Origin of the sequence: Pedobacter suwonensis, from assembly GCF_900111825.1 — a bacterium.
Lineage (GTDB): Bacteria > Bacteroidota > Bacteroidia > Sphingobacteriales > Sphingobacteriaceae > Pedobacter > Pedobacter suwonensis.
This window is the reverse complement of record NZ_FOJM01000013.1, coordinates 66,830-84,777: the sequence shown is the minus strand read 5'-3', so window position 1 is coordinate 84,777 and position 17,948 is coordinate 66,830. Positions and strand designations below refer to the sequence as shown.

Annotated in this window: 8 protein-coding genes; 2 read left to right on the top strand and 6 right to left on the bottom strand. The window is 42.8% G+C overall.

The genetic code is table 11. The annotated features are described in order from the left end of the window. Positions 1–63 precede the first annotated feature (63 nt). From BM107_RS16845 to BM107_RS16825, 5 genes are all read right to left on the bottom strand, one after another. Complete coding sequence (locus BM107_RS16845) at positions 64–4,161, bottom strand: hybrid sensor histidine kinase/response regulator transcription factor (RefSeq protein ID WP_208864401.1); 4,098 nt, start codon at positions 4,159–4,161, stop codon at positions 64–66. 406 nt (positions 4,162–4,567) lie between these two features. Next, entirely contained in the window at positions 4,568–5,749 is a 1,182-nt protein-coding gene (locus tag BM107_RS16840) for a glycoside hydrolase family 88 protein (RefSeq protein ID WP_090985465.1), read from the bottom strand. Positions 5,750–5,754: 5 nt separating this feature from the next. Then, positions 5,755–7,545, bottom strand: a complete 1,791-nt coding sequence (locus BM107_RS16835) for a glycoside hydrolase family 2 protein (RefSeq protein WP_090985462.1) — start codon at positions 7,543–7,545, stop codon at positions 5,755–5,757. Between the two features lie 5 nt (positions 7,546–7,550). After that, on the bottom strand, positions 7,551–9,551 hold the full coding sequence (locus BM107_RS16830; RefSeq protein ID WP_090985460.1) for a glycoside hydrolase family 97 protein: 2,001 nt from the start codon (positions 9,549–9,551) through the stop codon (positions 7,551–7,553). A 4-nt stretch (positions 9,552–9,555) separates the two neighbouring features. Next, complete coding sequence (locus BM107_RS16825) at positions 9,556–11,730, bottom strand: alpha-galactosidase (protein ID WP_244278841.1); 2,175 nt, start codon at positions 11,728–11,730, stop codon at positions 9,556–9,558. Between the two features lie 421 nt (positions 11,731–12,151). Here BM107_RS16825 and BM107_RS16820 point away from each other — a divergent pair, with 421 nt between their 5' ends. Together BM107_RS16820 and BM107_RS16815 are read left to right on the top strand one after the other, a co-directional pair. Continuing rightward, the gene (locus BM107_RS16820) at positions 12,152–14,641 is read left to right on the top strand and encodes a TonB-dependent receptor (protein ID WP_090985458.1); all 2,490 of its coding nucleotides are present in this window, start codon (positions 12,152–12,154) and stop codon (positions 14,639–14,641) included. A gap of 27 nt (positions 14,642–14,668) precedes the next feature. Next, positions 14,669–15,943: a PepSY-associated TM helix domain-containing protein gene (locus BM107_RS16815; RefSeq protein ID WP_090985456.1), complete on the top strand. Its 1,275-nt coding sequence runs from the start codon at positions 14,669–14,671 to the stop codon at positions 15,941–15,943. A 409-nt stretch (positions 15,944–16,352) separates the two neighbouring features. Here the strand turns inward: BM107_RS16815 and BM107_RS16810 are convergent, their stop codons facing one another. Continuing rightward, entirely contained in the window at positions 16,353–17,882 is a 1,530-nt protein-coding gene (locus BM107_RS16810; RefSeq protein ID WP_090985454.1) for a DEAD/DEAH box helicase, read from the bottom strand. Positions 17,883–17,948: the final 66 nt, after the last annotated feature.

The window sequence follows — 17,948 nt, the reverse complement described above, 5'->3', positions numbered from 1 at the left end:
GTTTTATTTGGTTAATGAGAGTGCTTTAACAGTGTAATTGTCTGCATGCTCGGCAATAATTTCTTAAACGGCATTATTCTCTGTACTAAAGCGTTTTTTATATTCAGACGGACTGGTTTCAAATTGTTTTTTAAAGCATACACTAAAATACTTGGCGTTGTTGAATCCGGTTTGATAAGCCACTTCTGCCACGGTCAAATCTGCATGTTCCAATAAGTAGGCACTTCTTTTAAGCCGGATGTTTAGAATAAATTCTTTGATCGACATGCCAACAATGTCATTGATCTTTTGATACAGGATTGTTCTTCCGGTATTCATATCCGAAACAAAATCATCTACAGAGTAATTGGGATTGGCCATATGCTGCTCAATAAACTTCATGGCCTTAACCAGCAATTCCTCATCCATTGAAGTAATAGTTACTTTAGCCGGATCTACGACCAGCCGCTTGCTGTACATTTCCCTCATTTCCTGCTGGTTTTTCAAAATGGTATCCATCTGCTGAACCAGGTATTCCACTTCAAAAGGTTTATCAATAAAAACGGTTGCGCCATGTTCAAGCGCTTTGGTTTTATTCTGGTTTACATCACCCATACCCGAAATCATGATGATGGGTATGTGGCTGGTTTTAAAGTTCTGCCGCAAGTGGTTACATACCTCAAATCCATTGGTGTTTGGCATCATCAGGTCGGTAATAATGAGTTGAGGGTATATTTTTTCAGCTTTAACAATACCCTCATGACCATCGCTGGCCAGATAGACATTGTATTTTTCAGACAAGCGGCGTTCCAGGTAGTTCCGCAAATTAGGATCATCGTCGATCAACAAAATACTGGTCGATTTCCTGGCATGCTTTGGAGATAGATCAGGTTCTTCGGCTCCTAAAAGGATTTCATCAATTTCGGAGATGGTATAATCGTACACGTTCGACTGCATATCGCCAGATCCTGCTTCTTTTTTAAGCGGGAGCATCATCGTAAATGAAACTTTATTGGTTTTATTTACCATCCAGATTTTTCCCCCAATGGCATCAACCAGTTCTTTTACAATGGCCAGGCCAAGACCCGAACTTTCTTCAAAAGTAGGGCGATAAGATGACAAGCGGTTAAAGGAGGTAAATAGTGTAGCAATCTGCTCTTCCGAAAAGCCTATACTGGTATTTAACACTTCAACAGATATGTATTCTCTTTCAAGGAGATCCGGCTCAATAGCTAACCTCGACTGTTCCTCGGCTGTAGATTGATAAATCCTTACGCCTACATAGCCTTTACCAGAGGTGTACTTTAAGGCATTAGAGAAAAGATTGGTCAGGATTTTTTCAATAATATCATAATCGAAAGCCACAAACAAATGGTCTGCATGAGCAGTAAAATTGGTTTCTATTTCTTTTTTGTTTGCATAGAGTTCAAAAAGACCAAAAACATCGTGTACAAAACTGACGAAATCGCCAAGCTGTGGATTTAGGGTTATTTTCTGGCTTTCTATTTCCCGAAAACGAAGTAACTGACTAATTGAACGCTGTATGCGCGCCACATTTTTCTCAATTAATTGCATATAGCCCGCTGCATGGTCATTTTTCTGAACGGTTTCTTTTAACTGCTTCAATGGTTCGAGCACCAGGGTAAGCGGAGTTTTAAGATCGTGCGAAATATTGGTAAAAAAATCGGTTCTCGCCTGGTTCAAATCCCGCATGTTCTGTTCTTTAATTGCTTCTAAAGCCAATCGTTCCTTAAAGACCTTTTTATTGGTATAATACCGCATGATGAAGAATAAGAGGCCCAGCACAATTAAAGTGTAAATGGAGTAAGCCCACCAGGAGAGGAAAAACGGCGGGTTGACATGGAAATAAAGCCTTGAAATTTCGTCGCCCCAAAGCCCGTCATTGTTGGAGGCCTTGATCTCAAAAACATAATCTCCGCCTGGTAAATTAAAGAACTGAACAGCTTGTTGATTAGGATTCAGCTTCATCCATTTATCGTTTAAGCCAAGCATGCGATAAGAAAACTGATTTTTATCTGCCGATAAATAGCTGTTTGACGAAAAACGGATTTCTATATTAGACTGGTGACTGGAAAGTTTGATTTTTTCATCATCGTGATTGCTTAATGTGGAAATATCTTTGCTTAAAGGTGAATCTTGCGTTACATTGTTTACCAGTTGATTATTAACTAATAAGCTGGTAAAAAATACCCTCGGTTTCTGAATGTTTTTATTGAGGTATTGCGGATCAAAAAGTACAAATCCGTTGGTCCCCCCAAATAACAGTTCTCCTTTTTTGGTCTTATAGGCCGACCTTAGATAGAAAGAACCGCAACTATTTGCTTTATAAAATCTGGCTTTTTCAAACTTCTGCGCTTTCTGCTCAAAAAAGTACAGCCCATCGTTTGTGCTAAACCAGATATTTCCGGAAATATCGTCTTCCAGAATACCAAAAACAATTTTAGGAGAAAAGCCATTGGTACTGTTAAAGTTAAGATAGCGTCCGTCTTTCTTTAAAAGATTTACACCTCTTCCCGAAGTACCCAACCAGAGGTCTCCATTTGATGCTTCATAGTAGCAACCCAGGTGATTCACCGCGTAAGGACCATCTTTGATGACATAGTGACGCAGCACTTTAAGCGTATTAGGATCTGCAATATAAAGCCCTTGATGAGTAACCAGACGAAGCTGTTGCTGCTGATCGATCGAAATGGCCTCAATCTCTACATCCAGTGCATTTCCGTTTGCAGCGATTAATTTAACCATCTCCGTTTCTGTTGCCTCGTTTTTTTTGCGGTGGAAAAAGTTTTTATCCGGATCGGTCATCCACCAGGTTCCCCCGGCATCCCGTACAAAATCATACACGGTTAAAGGCTGCCGGCTTCCGGGTAAAAGGATGTTGAGGTTACTAAAACGCTTTGTCGCTATTTCATAGGCAGAAATACCTCCATTGAAAGAGGAAATAAACAGTTTTTTTCGATCGGAATCAAATTTTAAGCGCTTAACCATGTTGGAGTTGATGGAATTGGCTTCGGCCTTGGTAAAATGGCGGAAGCTGTCATCCTTCCGGTTCCAATAGTTGAGTCCACCGCCCTCTGTAGCAATCCATACATTGCCCATATCGTCTTCCTGAAAACCACTTACGATGGGATGGTTGAGCCCGCCCGGGCTGGTGGTGAAATAACGGACATAAGCATCATAAAGTGAACAATAAGCAATTTTGCCACCATAAGTGCCAATCCATGCCCCCTGGTCAGGGTCTCCGTAAATGGTCCATATCGAGTTATTGGGCAATGAAAAAGCATCGTTCGGATTCATTTTGAGCAGCTTGCTGGTCTGTGTTTGCGGATCATAAAGCAGCAGTCCGGCTTGTGTGGCTACCCACATAATGCCCACCTGATCGATAAAGATTTTTTTGGCAATCGTGGTCTGGAAACCCGGTCCTGTAACCGGAATGTTTTTTTTGATTACCCCATTGGCGTCGGTCACGAAAATACCACCCCGCTGGGTAAGAAAATAATAGTCGCCCCCATAGGCTACAGCATCATTCACCACAAAGGAGGTTTGACCCAAATTGGTAAAAACTGAAAAGTGCGCCGTTCTGGTATCAAATCTGTAAAGTAAATTCTCCTGAGAGAGATAAATATTTCCTTTCAGGCTGATCACACTGTCAAAATACCTGTTGGTAGGAAGTTTGATTTTCTTAAAAACCTTTTTCTCCAGGCCAGATATATATAAACTGTCGCCAGAGAGCATGTATAAATTGCCATCATTATGGAGACATATAGAGCGGATTTTTCCAGGCAGAACCAGTTCAAAATTAAATTGCCCATAGTTAAACTTCAATAAACCATGATTAGTGCCCAAAAATAATCCGCCCTTTTTATCGGTCACCAAAGAACCGTAAGCCCATTTCACCTTTGGATTGCTCTTCGAGGCCAGGTCATTTAACTGATAAAAACTGTTCCCGTCATACATAAAAACAGCATCCGGACCAGTATACCACATGCGTCCCAAGCTATCTTTGGTGATGCTCTGAATACCACTGTAATATGATGTTTCGGGCATGACATGGAACCGATACCTGGAAATATCAATTGCAGCGGCACTTTTCAGCAAAAAGGCTGAAAAAAAAAGCAGCAAACAGAAGATTTTCCGTATATCCTTAAGGTCGAAATGCATACGCAGGTATTCTTTTTGGTTTTCTAATGATCGTTTAAATTTCCCATCTATCAATTTCTTTCCATTTTCAGCTGACAGATATCAATAGCGAAGGGATGCAGCTAAAATAAGTGTTATCATCGCCACGGTTAACTGTGTATATCATAAATTGTAATTCCTTTCGGATTTGTTACGTTGAAGATTAGCTTGTATTAAACTTGACGAAGTATCCAAACGTCTTGTAAGCCGTTTGAAACAAGTACCTTGACTACTTGGCCACAAACTCCGGGAAACTATCATTGCCAGCATCCTTAAAAAATCGTCATTGCGAGGAGGAACGACGAAGCAATCTATCAGGCTAATGATTTTTACTATAAAGATTGCTTCGTCGGCTGAAAAGCCTTCTTGCAATGACGACTATCCCATCCTACAATCTCTTCTTCAAACGACTCAGCGCCTCCACATAATAATAATCTGCGTAGGTTAAGGGCACATCTACTTCTGATTTAAAGGGAAATGCTCCGGTGCTGTGCATCAGGATAAAATTTCCGTTTTCGCCCAACTTTGCCGTGTATTCATCAGAAGCGAGTGTCCGGATTTGCTTTTCTACCACTTCCATATATTTCTTTTTAGTATCGGCATCTACAAAATCGCTTAATTCGGTTAATGCAGAAGCCATAATACAGGCAGCTGAAGCATCTCTTGGCGTATTAGTCTGTACAGGAACATCGTAATCCCAGTAAGGAATAAAGTCTTTGGGCATTTTAGGATGATTGATCAGAAAATCAGCGATATGCATCGCCTGATCCAGGTAGCGTTTTTCTCTAGTTTCGCGATAGAGATAAGTATAACCGTAAAGGCCCCAGGCTTGTCCACGGCTCCATGCAGAATCATCAGCATATCCCTGGTGGGTTTGCTTTTTATGTGGCAGACCAGTCTGCCGGTTATATGAAACCACATGATAAGAGCTGAAATCGGGCCTGAAATGATGCTCCATCGTTTTATCGGCATGCGAAAGCACTATTTTTTTCAGTTGCTCATTTACTGATTGCTTGCTGGCCCATAACAACAATTCCAGATTCATGATATTATCAATAATAACCGGATATTGCCAGATGGCTTTATTATGGTCCCATGACCTGATGAGACCAACTTTAGGATCATAGCGGGTAGCCAGCGATTGTGCGCCCTTCAGCAAAACTGCCTTGTAAGATGTATCGTTGGTTAAACGTAAGCCGTTGCCAAAACTACAATACAGCATAAAACCTACATCGTGGTTATCGGTGGTGAATTTTTCACGTTCTACCCTGGCCGTATACAATTTAGCAAACGCTAACAGCGCTGGATTTTTACTATGCTCATAAACATACCATAGCGAACCGGGAAAAAATCCGCTACACCACCAGCGCGAATCAGATATGGTGCTTTTCCCTGCTTCGAACGAACGCGGTAATACGCCTGGTTGATGCTCATATTTCCTGGCCATTAACAGGCTTTGCCGTTCAGCAAAATCCAGGGCTTGATCAACAACGGTTTTAAAATTTTGCGCATGTGCAAGGTTGTTCCATAATAACCCCGTTAACAACAGCGCTAAAAAATATCTCCTCATAAACTCTATTTGATGTTTTTATAATAATCTGCAATAACATACCAGGCTTTTTTACGAAACCCCTGATCAGAAACCAGTCCTTTTCTGTTCCAGCCATCCTGATAAGTGGGGTGAAAGCGAAATGGCGACCGAAAATCAAACAATACCCAGGGCGAAATGCCATTGAGATTCGGAATATTTTTAAACATTTCCAGGTTATCCTTGTAAAGCTGGGCCTGGTAGTCTTCGCTCCATGAACTTGCTACATCAGCGTCACCGGTTTTACCGTACAAAGCCTCAGCACCAAATTCTGAAATGATCAGCGGTTTGTTGCTGGCCACATCCCAAATGGCCTTTTTTGGCGCAACCGGCCAGGGATGATACCAGCCCATATATTTATTAATGGCTACCACATCTATTTCATTTATAAAAGGGTCGTCCATTACGAAACGTTGTTTATCCGGATTAAACCGAACCAGATCAAATGCAGCCGTAATTAAACGGGTACTATCGATATCTTTCGTGCATTTGATCAGGTATTTAAGAAATTCATTCCGCGCAGCAGATGGCTGGGTTTCATTGGCCATACCCCAGAAAGAGATGGCGCATCGGTTTTTATCCCTCATCACCATTTCGCTAATCATCTTTCCGGCTTTCTTTTTGGTTTCCTGGTTTTCAAAATCAATCCCTTGCCAGATTGGTGTCTCCTCCCACAACAAAAAACCCATTTTTTCAGCTGCACGTACCGTATATTCATTTTGAGGATAATGTGCCAAACGGATCATATTGCAGCCCAAAGCTTTCGCTTCAGACAAAAGCATCATGGCATCTGCCTCAGAGAAAGCTCTACCTTTGCGTTGTGGAATTTCCTCGTGAAAACTGATCGATTTTAGAAAGACCGGCTCCTCATTCAGGTATATCTGTGTTCCTTTTACCGCCAGGTTTCTAAAGCCAATCCATTCTGCTGCCCGATCTTCTTTTGTAGATACCAACACCTGGTACAGTTTGGGTGATGCCGGCGACCAGCGCTGTATTTTTTTTAAATTGGCCATTGAAATGCTCGCAATCCCCTGATCATCGGTAACGAGGTTTTGCCTGATATTCAGTTCGGGAATCTCGACTTTTACCGCTACATTTTTTTGTTTATCAACAACTTTAACCTTCACATTAATCTGATCCGGATGATTTTTATCCAATTGAATAAAATAATCCTGAATAAAAATTTTCGGAGTCGATACCAGCATCACATCGCGGGTGATGCCACCATAATTCCACCAATCGAATGATTTGGCGGGAATGGCATCAGCAGTTCGGGTATTGTTTACCTCCAGGGCTAAAAAGTTGTCTGATGGTTTCACCAGACCTGTTATCTCCACCTGAAAAGGTGTAAAACCACCTTCATGTTCGGCAATTTCCTTTCCATTCAAGTAAACCTTACAACGATAACTTACTGCAGCAAAGTAAATAAATAACCTTTCCCGATGTGTTTTGGGTGCATCAAAATGCCTGGCGTACCAAACCGTACCTTCATAATATTTGAGTTCGGGTAATTGACTGTTCCAGTCTGAAGGCACATTCAGTTTTAAACCACCATCAAAGGCATATTCGTAAAAATCTGTCTTTCCGGCTGGTTTTTTATTGAGGTATATTTTGTTTTTCCTTCCCTGATCGTATTGGTCTATAATTGCTTCCCATTTACCGTTAAGGGATTGCGTTGTTCTGCCGTATACATTAACCAGGGTCTCCTGCGCCGAAAGCTTAAAGAAAAAGCAACACAACAGTAATAGCAAATTAAAAATGGTTCTGCTTGCTTTCATAAAAATCACGGTGTTTGTTTTTTAAAAATCTTAATCGCGAAACCACCGCCCTGCGCCATGTTAATGGATAATTTTCGATCGGACGGAATCTCCATCCGCTGCTTTTTGTAGTCAGAGGCGATTTTATTGGCGTTAACTCCATCCTGGTAAATTTCTGCAGCATAGTCTCCGCTACCGAGAAAGCTGAGGTCAAGATCAAGTTTGCGTGCCTCCCAATTGGTTAAAGCGCCCAGGTACCAGGTGTTGCCTTTTTGGCGGGCAGTGGTAATGTATTGCCCAATCTCACCATTAAGTACGATGGTACGGTCCCAAACCGTAGGAATAGCGCTGATGAAATCGGTACATTCCTGCTCCTTCGCATAATTGTCCGGACTATCGCAAAGCATATTTAAAGGCGATTCAAAAACCACATATTCTGCCAGTTGCCTGCAGCGGGTTCCCTGACTCATGGGTTCATCATTTATTCCCCTATGGCTACTTTTAGTAGCATTACGCATGGCACCCTGCGTGTAATCTACCGGGCCGGCAATCATCCTGATAAAAGGCATCGTTACATCATAGGTAACCATATCCATCTCTGGCCCGGTCCATTTCATCTGTTCCAGACCGTTCACAGCTTCATAATTAATTACATTCGGAAAAGTACGGTTTAGCCCGGTAGGTTTATAGGTACCGTGAAAATCAACCATCAACTTATATTTTGCTGCCGTTTCTGCCGCCCGGTAATGAAAATCAACCATTTCCTGATCATCGCGGTCCATGAAATCGATCTTAAAACCTTTTATGCCGAGCTGGGAATAATGCTTACAAGCCTCCTCGAGATCCCGCGCAAAGGCATAATATCCTGCCCAGAGAATAATATCTACATTTTTGGTTTTCCCATAGGCAACCAGTTCTTTCAGATTGATTTCCGGTACAACGTCAAATAAACTCGCCTTCAGATTTACTGCCCAGCCTTCGTCCAGGATCACATATTCAATTTTATTTTTGGCAGCAAAGTCGATATAGGCCTTATAGGTTTCTGTATTCACACCTGAAACAAAGTCTACCTTGCTCAGTCCCCAATTATTCCACCATTCCCAGGCTACTTTGCCTGGTTTTATCCATGAAATATCCTTTAACCGGCTGGGCTCGGCCAGTTTGTAAACCATATCATTGTCAGCTAAATTTTTATCGCTGGTGGAGACAATGGCTATACGCCAGGGAAATTTTGTTTTTGCCTTACTTTTAGCAAGATAAGGCTGGCGCGCGGTGACGATTTGCTGCAGCTGGTTATGTCCGCCCTGCACGATAGATTTTGGATAAGGTGCAAAGTTGGCTTCGAGAGCAGTTCTTCCGGTAGGATTAAAAAGAAACATACCCGGGTAGCTTTGCAGATCAGCTTCGGCCAGACACACTTTTTTACCGTGATCCAGTTCTACCACCAAAGGAGAAAAAGCAAGCTTCAGCTTATCCATTTTACTCAAAGAGCTGTAGGTGTAAGTATTTTCAAACGAATTGAAATATTGGCCCTCAATGGTCTTCTCTTTAGTTTTTACATATGGAATGTAGGCCTTGTAATCTTTTTGGAATTGGAAAGCAGCCAGTTCTTCATTCACAATAAAATCCTGCTTAGCCGTAGATACAAAACGGTAAGCCATGCCTTCATTGTAAAGTCGAAAAATCAGTTTGTAATCTTCCTTAAATTCCAGCGTCAATTCTGCATATTCATCATTGATACGGTTTCTTTTATAAAAATAGGCAGGGATTTCCTGTTTAACGGTAATGGTTTTGCTTTGTTTCAAATGAGATTTGATGCCGAAGGTTTTTCCATTGCCAAGTTTCATGGCTATGGCACCAGAATTCAGAACAATTTCTTCATCATGCGCCAGCTGAAAACGAATACTATCGGTAATGCTTACATCCACCTGCAACCGCCCGTTGGGAGAATTGAGACCAAGCCTCTTTTGGGCGATTGCCGGAATGCTTAGGAACGTTAAAAGGAAAAGATTTAATATGTTTTTCATTGGTTTATTTTAAAATGGTATAGCTGTACATCACGAAATCATTTACAGCAGGCAATGTTACTTTCAAAGCACCTTTTCTACCAGTGGTTTGAATCACCGGCTTCCCGTTACCCAGCAGCGGCTTTAATTGTATTTTAACTTTTTCGGGTAACCAGGTTTCCAGTATGCCTGTTCCTTCAGGTGTATTTTCCCTGAACACGATAAAATATCCCCTGTCTTGATGAATCGACTGAAAACCCGTCCATGATTTGCCCGAAGGTTCCTCACCAATCGGTAAAATGGTTCCCTGATGAAAATCGTGCTGCAGCTTTTTATACTTCGCAACCGATTCCCCCAGTTGCAATGCTTCTTTGGGCAAACCCGTACCTTCAAACCAGGCCAGTGGCTGGGCGGCCATGGTAATGGCAAATAGATATTCGAAAGTATAGCTGGATGGCGCGAATGGATCGCTGCCATACTTATCTGCATTCCTCCATTTGTTTAAAAATTCGATCTGCAACTTCTCTGGTGGTACATATTTAGAAAGTTGCCATAAGTTGCGGAGCGTCCAGTAAGGATAGTAGTTTTGCCAGTCGGTATAACGGTTCTCCAAAAAAATATTGCCATATTCAGTAAAAAGATGATAACCGCCCCTGCGACCCGCAGTAGCATCGAGATTGAAAACAGCCTGGTTCTCTGTTTCGCTCAACACCTTATTAAACATTTTGGTTAGATTAATTTCTGATTGTTTGTTGGGAATGGAGAGCCCATCAATCTTAAATGTCCTGATTCCGTACATCCGGTACAGTTCGGCCATTGCTGAAGCATCTTTCTCCCAGTCTGCATAGTCATGCTGAATACTGGGGTTAAACCATAAGCAAATCTCGATACCTAACGCTTTACCTCTTTTTACGACTGGACCTAGTCCATTCGGATATTTTGCCGCATCAGGTTTCCAATAATTGGGGTTGTCCCAAATGTTTTTAAAAGATCCTTTAGCCAGGGCAGAATTCGGGCTTTTTCCCTGCTGCCATCCGTCATCGATCTGAAAATGGGTGATACCCAATTTGGCTGCAGCGTCCAGTTCCAGCAGGCTAAACTTTTCATTCACTTTAGCATCCTGGCTCCGATCACCCCAGGTATTCATCATCACCATTTCGTCCCGCTGTGGCTCATTTTTACGGATGGTTTTCTGATAGCCACGTAAGGCCTGTAGTTGGTTAAACTCCTGGCCGCTGTAAACGCCTAACACCACCGTATAAGCTTTTCGCCACTCATCCTGACGAACATCGCTTGCATTAAGCCCCAATCCGTTTACGGCAAAATGTCCAAATTCATTCGTAAAATCCTGACCGCCGTAAGCAAGTTGCGTAGCAGCCCCCGGGGCTTCCTTTAAGAAGAAAAAACCGGCCTCTTTTTCCTGGTTATGCGCAAAAAGCAGGTTGCCCCGGTAACTTTTTTTCCTATAAGGAATAAACTTATTCTCCTGTACAAAATTGTTGTTCCAGTCGGTTACATCAAAAAATTCGACCGCCTTAACCTGCCAATGGAAACCGTCTAGCTTTAACTGATCTATAATGGCGGTATAACCATTCACCTTCATGTCTTCTGTAAATTCAATATTTTTTTGATCAGCAGCATTGATGCCTTGTCCCCCTGCTATACCGGCTAGCTGCCCTCTTAGATACGTTTCGCAGGCAATTGAAGCGCTTTGCGCATTGATCCGGTAAACCCGCTTGATATCAAGCCTGCCTATAGTAAAAGAAATAATAGTTTCCTGTGCAGAGATGTGAATGGCATTCTCTTTTCTCATTAACACTTCATAATGCCCATTTTGAGTTGCAGTACCAGCTTGAATGTAAAAATCGGGACTCTTAAGCTTGTTAAGCCAAACTTTTCGGCCTTTTTTGTCGCTTAAGCTATGCGTAATCACATTTCCCTTGTTCCAAAGAAACTTACGCTCAATAAATTGATTGCCGATCGTCAGGGTATCTTGGTCCAGGCGACTGTAGCAACCATCCTGGGCAGCGCAAGGCAAACAGCCCACCAAAAGCAAAAGCAGCAGTGAAAAAATATAAAGTCTCACTGTTAAATTGCTTTTAATCTTTGCAAAAAACGGCATCAATATCACCTGCGGTCGGAGATTACCGAAACGCTGCAGAAAACCCCGCCTGCCGATCTCATAATTTATAGCTGTCATATTTGGAGATTCCAAAACTAGCTACTTGTGCATAAAGAGGGGTTCAGTTTTGTACGGAAATGGTTCAGTTTTGTACAAAGTAACCAATATGCGCCTTTTTTAACGCTGGCGCTTATGGGTACACCTATGTCTTTTAAAAATATGATTAATTATTAAAATTAAGTTTTAGGATAATCCATTAAAGAGACCAGACGAAACTGAAGGTTTTTACTAACGGGTTGCTACCATCAATCCATACCGATATTGTCAGGCATGCGAAAACTATAAAGCGGACTTAAACGATTTAGTCCTAAACGTCAAATCTATTTGGATTTATTCTAAATAAATATACCTTTGCAAAAAAAATGCCACAGCGGACCTGAACTCCGTGTGGCATTACCGGATTTTAACCCGGATACCTTTAACATCTAATTAAAAGTAAATGCAATTTAAGAAAATTTTATTCTTAGGGATGTGCTGCACCGGAATATTTGCAGCTCATGCCAGTTCTGGTAATCCACTGACAGGATATTGCGTAATTCCTACAGATAGCCTTGTTGAAAACCGCAATGATGAACAAACCGGTTTGGTAAGAGGAAGGATCACTACTGCCGATGGTAGTGTGGCTGCCAATGTAAGCGTGGTGTTGAAAGGCACCCGTTATGGCTCGGTAACTGACGAGGATGGCTTTTACCAGATCAGGCGTGTGCCGGTTGGTAATTATACCCTGGTCGTTTCGGCGGTTGGCCTGTATCCAAAGGAAAAAGAGATACAGGTTTCCTCACGTGGTACCGTAATTGCTGATTTCTCTTTGAAAGAAAACCGTTCCGAATTAGACGAGGTACAGATCAGTACGAACAAAAAAAGATATAAAGTAGATAAAGTATCCCCTTCACTGCGCTTACAATCTCCGCTGATTGAGGTACCGCAGAATATCCAGGTTGTGACCAGCAAAATAATGGCAGACCAACAGGTATTTGATATTGTTGATGGGGTAACCAGGAATGTGAGCGGTACCTTACGGGTAGGTCATTGGGATGCCCAATATGCCAATATTTTCATGCGTGGCACCAGTATTCCGGCTTTCCGGAACGGCATGAACCAAAAAATGCCATGGGGGCCATTAGCTGATGACGCTGCAACTATCGATCGCATCGAATTTGTAAAAGGTCCATCTGGCTTTATGATGGCTAACGGCGAACCTGGAGGTATTTACAATGTGGTAACCAAGAAGCCTACCGGTCAAAACCGCAGTTCCGTAAGCGTGGCCGGCGGAGGTTACAACCTGGGCCGCGTAGCTGCCGATTTGGACGGTAAGTTAAGCCGAGACGGCCGTTTACTGTTCCGCCTGAACGTGGCCGCACAAACCAAAGATAGTTACAACAAATACAACTACACAGATAAATACATTATTGCTCCCGTAATTAGCTACCAGGTGGATAGCAATACCTTGATCACTGCTGAATATACGACGCAGCATGTGGAAGCACAGGCGTTAGGTTCTTACGGTTTTTCGCCAAAAGGATTTGGTGATACAGACCCTAGTTTCTTTCTTGGCGATCCGGCGCTTGATCCTGCAAAACTTTATGACCACAATGCCACTGTTTATGTGAGCCACCGTTTAAATAATGACTGGAAGATTAATGCCCAGGCGGCCTATCTGCGTTATGGTTTAGATGGCGGTACCCCCTGGCCGTCCAAAATAGCAGCCAATGGCGATATGCGCCGCTACCTGAACATTAGCGAAGAACTGGCCATTAATAAAAATATCCAGGTAAGCCTGATGGGCGACCTGACTACCGGCCCCATTGTACACCGTATTTTGGCCGGACTTGATATGGGCAACCTGAAAACCTGGGGCGATTTTTCCAGCAAACAGGAGCCTGATCTGCAGTTGGCAAACAATGCTACCTTTAATATTTATAACCCGGTTTATGGTATTCCTTTTGACAAGATTCCTGTCTTCGATCGTTCGCGCAGCATTCAGAACCGTTCGGGATCAAATGTATATGCCACTAACCTCACCTATACCGGTGCCTACCTGCAGGATGAACTCCGCATGCTGGATGGAAGAGTCCGTTTAACATTGGCCGGCCGTTTTACACATGCCGTAACGGTTGGCAAAACCAACCTCACGCAGCTTTCTGATAATGTTTTTAGCCCAAGGGCCGGTTTGAGCGTAACCCTTGCAAAAGATTTTAGTGCCTATACCCTCTACGACCAAAGTTTTCTGCCTGTTGCCGGTCAGGATTATGCCGGAAACCCATTTAAACCGATCCGTGGCAATAACATCGAACTGGGCCTTAAAAAAGATTTTTTTGACGGTAAATGGAACGTAACTGCTGCTGCCTTCCGCATTAAGAAGAAAAATGTATTAACTGCCGATCTTGATCCGGCACACCTGGCGATGAATCCAAATGCCCAGATCCAATTAGGTGGTATCATATCGAAAGGTATTGAACTGGATATCAATGGAGAAATTACCCCTGGGTTAAACGTGGTATTAAATTATGCGCTAACAGATGCCACCGTAAGTGAAGATGCTAAACCAGAACTGGTAGGCAGGCATACTCCTAACTCGGCTAAACACATTACCAATGGCTGGTTATCTTACCGCTACCAGAAGCAAGGCGCTTTGTTGAACGGTTTTGGATTGAGTGCGGGATACCAGATCCAATTGGATCGTTATGCCGGATCTACTTCGGTTCCATTAATGTTACCTGCCTATTATCGTTTTGATGCAGGCGTTTCATACGAAAAGGGTAAAATAACAATTGCCGCGTTAGTGAATAATCTGTTGGACCGCAGGCTGCTGACGCAGGGATCATATACCAAACTGGCTACCGAAACGGCAACATCCGTATCGTACTATACCTATATCTATGAGGTTCCACGCAATGCAAGATTAAGTATTACCTACCGGTTTAAATAATCTACATCCGACCAATAAACAGGCACTATGAGCAAGACACGAAATCAAGGAAAGAAAAAGCAAAAAGACACGCTTTTAAAGCGCATCAACAATTGGCTGCATTTGTGGTTAGGTTTAATATCTGGCATCATTGTACTTATCGTGTGCCTCACCGGTTGTATCTGGGTGTTTAATGAAGAAATTACCGGGCTGCTGGAACCGGAAACAAAAGTAGCCTGGCAGGATAAGCCCGTGGTTAAACCATCTGAACTGATGCAGATTGCCGCGAAACTTTACCCGGAGAAAGTGCCTTCATACGCCAATTACCAGCAGGGCAGAGCCATTAACTTAAATTTGAGGGCCGCCAATGCTGGTCCGAAAGATCGCCGTACGGGCAATACCATCCTGAAAGTGAACCCTTATACGGGCGAAGTGATCAGTACCGAAGTGCATAAACCCGGCGAATCGGATTTCTTCAGGTTTATTTTAAACGGACACCGTTTTCTTTGGATGCCGGCTAAAATAGGCCGGCCTATTGTGAACTATGGTACCCTGATTTTCGTTGTCTTGCTGATTACCGGGCTGATCTGGTGGTATCCTAAAAAATGGAATCAGTCCACGCGTGATAAAAGTTTTAAAATCAAATGGGGTGCCTCTTTTAAAAGGGTAAACCTAGACCTGCACAACGTACTCGGCTTTTATGCTTTGTTGTTTCTGTTGGCCATAGCCCTTACCGGAATGGTATACGGCATTAAATGGTATAGTGAGGGCATCTATTGGGTTACATCTGGTGGCGATAAGCTGGCAGAATATAAACGCCTGGATTCAGACTCTACGCTAAAAGGAAAAGGCTATACACCGGAAAAAGCGATGGACATGGCCTGGAAGCAGGTGATCACACGACACCCTAAATCGATGGGATTCTATTATAATTTTGCAGATACCACAGATGCAAAGGCTGCCATCAACATTACCGTGTACCCAAATAAAGGACAGTTTTACAATAGCCAGGGTTACACGTTTGACCAGCATAGCCTGAACGAATTGAAGCGGAAAGATGCCTATTCTATAACTTATGCGCAAGCCTCTTTTGGACAGAAACTGAGAAAGATGAATTACGATATCCATGTAGGCAGTATTTTAGGCTTCCCTGGCAAGGTGCTGGCCTTTCTGGCCTCACTCATCGGCGCCAGTTTACCGATTACCGGATTCCTGGTATGGTATGGCCGGAAGTTTAAGAAAAAGAAACCTGGGAAAATTGTGGTGAAACAGCCTAACGCCATCCATCAGGGACCAGCGGAACAACTACTTGCGAAAATATAAATAGGAAGCCCCGGATTTGAAAAGCCAGGGCTTCGTTTTTTATACAAAATCCATACTTAAAACTTAACGCTTTAAAGCGACAGCAATAATTTTGGCCTCATTTAGGTTAAATCAAGCCTGTTACGAACAGCGACAGGCCAAATTGAGCCTATTTCAACAGCAGTCGTCCGGGTAAAAGGGCAGGCATGTAGAAACAGCCTTTCTGTGTGCAACAGCATCATGAACACAGCGCGTGTTTACCATTAATAAACACTTCATTTAATCCTTCCAAATAGAAGGTGACTTTTATTTTGTGATTAATGGTGTCCTTGTAGCATTTGCCTGTTTGGCCAAATGTTAGCCAGGGTAGACTTAAAAACAAAAAAGCAATGATAATTTTCATCGTTTAAAACATTTCATCATGTACAGACTAAACCGCTGTGCGCATTGCCGCCCGCCTCGACATTATTTTCTCGATCAGGCCATGCAAACGGCTCCGGTAATCGCTGCCCAACCATTTGATATAGTTTTTGGTTACCGAACCCAGGCATTTCGCATATTGTTTTATCCTCCAGTCGATTTCTTTCTCGAGTTCGGTTACCAATTCAAATGCCTTGCTCACCGTGTCAGCATTGTCAGTGCACATCAACGCATGTTGCCTGATGGAATTGCGGAGCACGGTTTTTGATTTTTCCCCTTTATCCATGGCGGCTTGATAGGCGGCAAGCACGTCGAATGCAATCTCCGTACTATTGGGAAACCTGTTTCTCATTTCGGCAGGCATCTGATGGATATCGTCGCTGGCTTTTGCCAGGATCTGGTGATAGATTTCGGGGTTTTCGAATACATGCTGCCAATCCACCGGAGCATCCCATTCTCCAAACCTTTCTGCATTATTGCCCAGGTCGATAATATTAAAAGTCTTTTTACCGGACAAACGCCTTGCTCCCCTGCCAATCATCTGGTGATAAAGCGTAAGTGAGGTGGTAGCACGGTTCAGGATAACCGACTGCACAGACGGTTCATCAAAACCGGTAGTTAATATAGATACCGATGTTAATATCGCACCTTTTGTCTTTTTAAACCATTTTAATATTTCAATCCTTTCTGCATTTTCGGTATGGTTATCCAGATGTCGGATGGGATAACCCGCCTGCTCAAAAACTTCCAATACCTTTCGGGAGGTAAATATGCCGTTATTGAAAATTAACGTCTTTTTCCCAAGGGCATGTTCCCCGTAGGCATGAACCAGAAGATCGAGCATTACTTTCGATGAATATAGCTCATCAGAGCTGCTCACCGTGAAATCGCCATGTATACCCCTGTTCAGCGTGTTGAGTTCTACTTCATAAGCATAACTCTTTGGTTTGGCCAGAAAGCCCTTTTCGATCAGCGAATTGATCTGCTCTCCAAGCACCAACTCAGTATAAAAGCTCTTCATCGGGAGCGCTGCATCTGCCGAAAAAGGTGTGGCTGTAACCCCTATTATCCTGGCAAACGGAAATTTTTTAAGCAGTTTATGGAAAGAATTGTGATGGGCCTCATCAACAATTACGAGACCTACCCCTTTAGTATCGATCAGACCATCATCGATCCGGTGTTTAAGGGTTTCGACCATGGCTACATAACAGTAATAATAATCTTTTTTGGCTATCCGTTTAACTTTGCTGTCGACTACTTTATTAAAAACACCAGCATTTTTCATGGCAAGCGAAGTCTGTTTGCATAACTCTTGCCGGTGTGTAAGCACAATCACCTTTTTTCCGTATTGGTTTATAAAACGATTGGCAATTTCAGAAAAGATAACCGTTTTACCGCCGCCTGTAGGCAACTGGAAGAGCAGACGTAGCTGCTCAGTGCCTGACTGCATTTTTTCAAACAGGGTTTCTATCGCATACTGCTGATAGGGATATAATTTTGTTGCTGACCCATGCGCAGCGGTTGAGGATAAAATCTGCATGGTGTTACAACCATTGAAACCGGCTGAAAGTTTTAAGCCAAGCCTGCCTTTTCGAAAACCTTTATC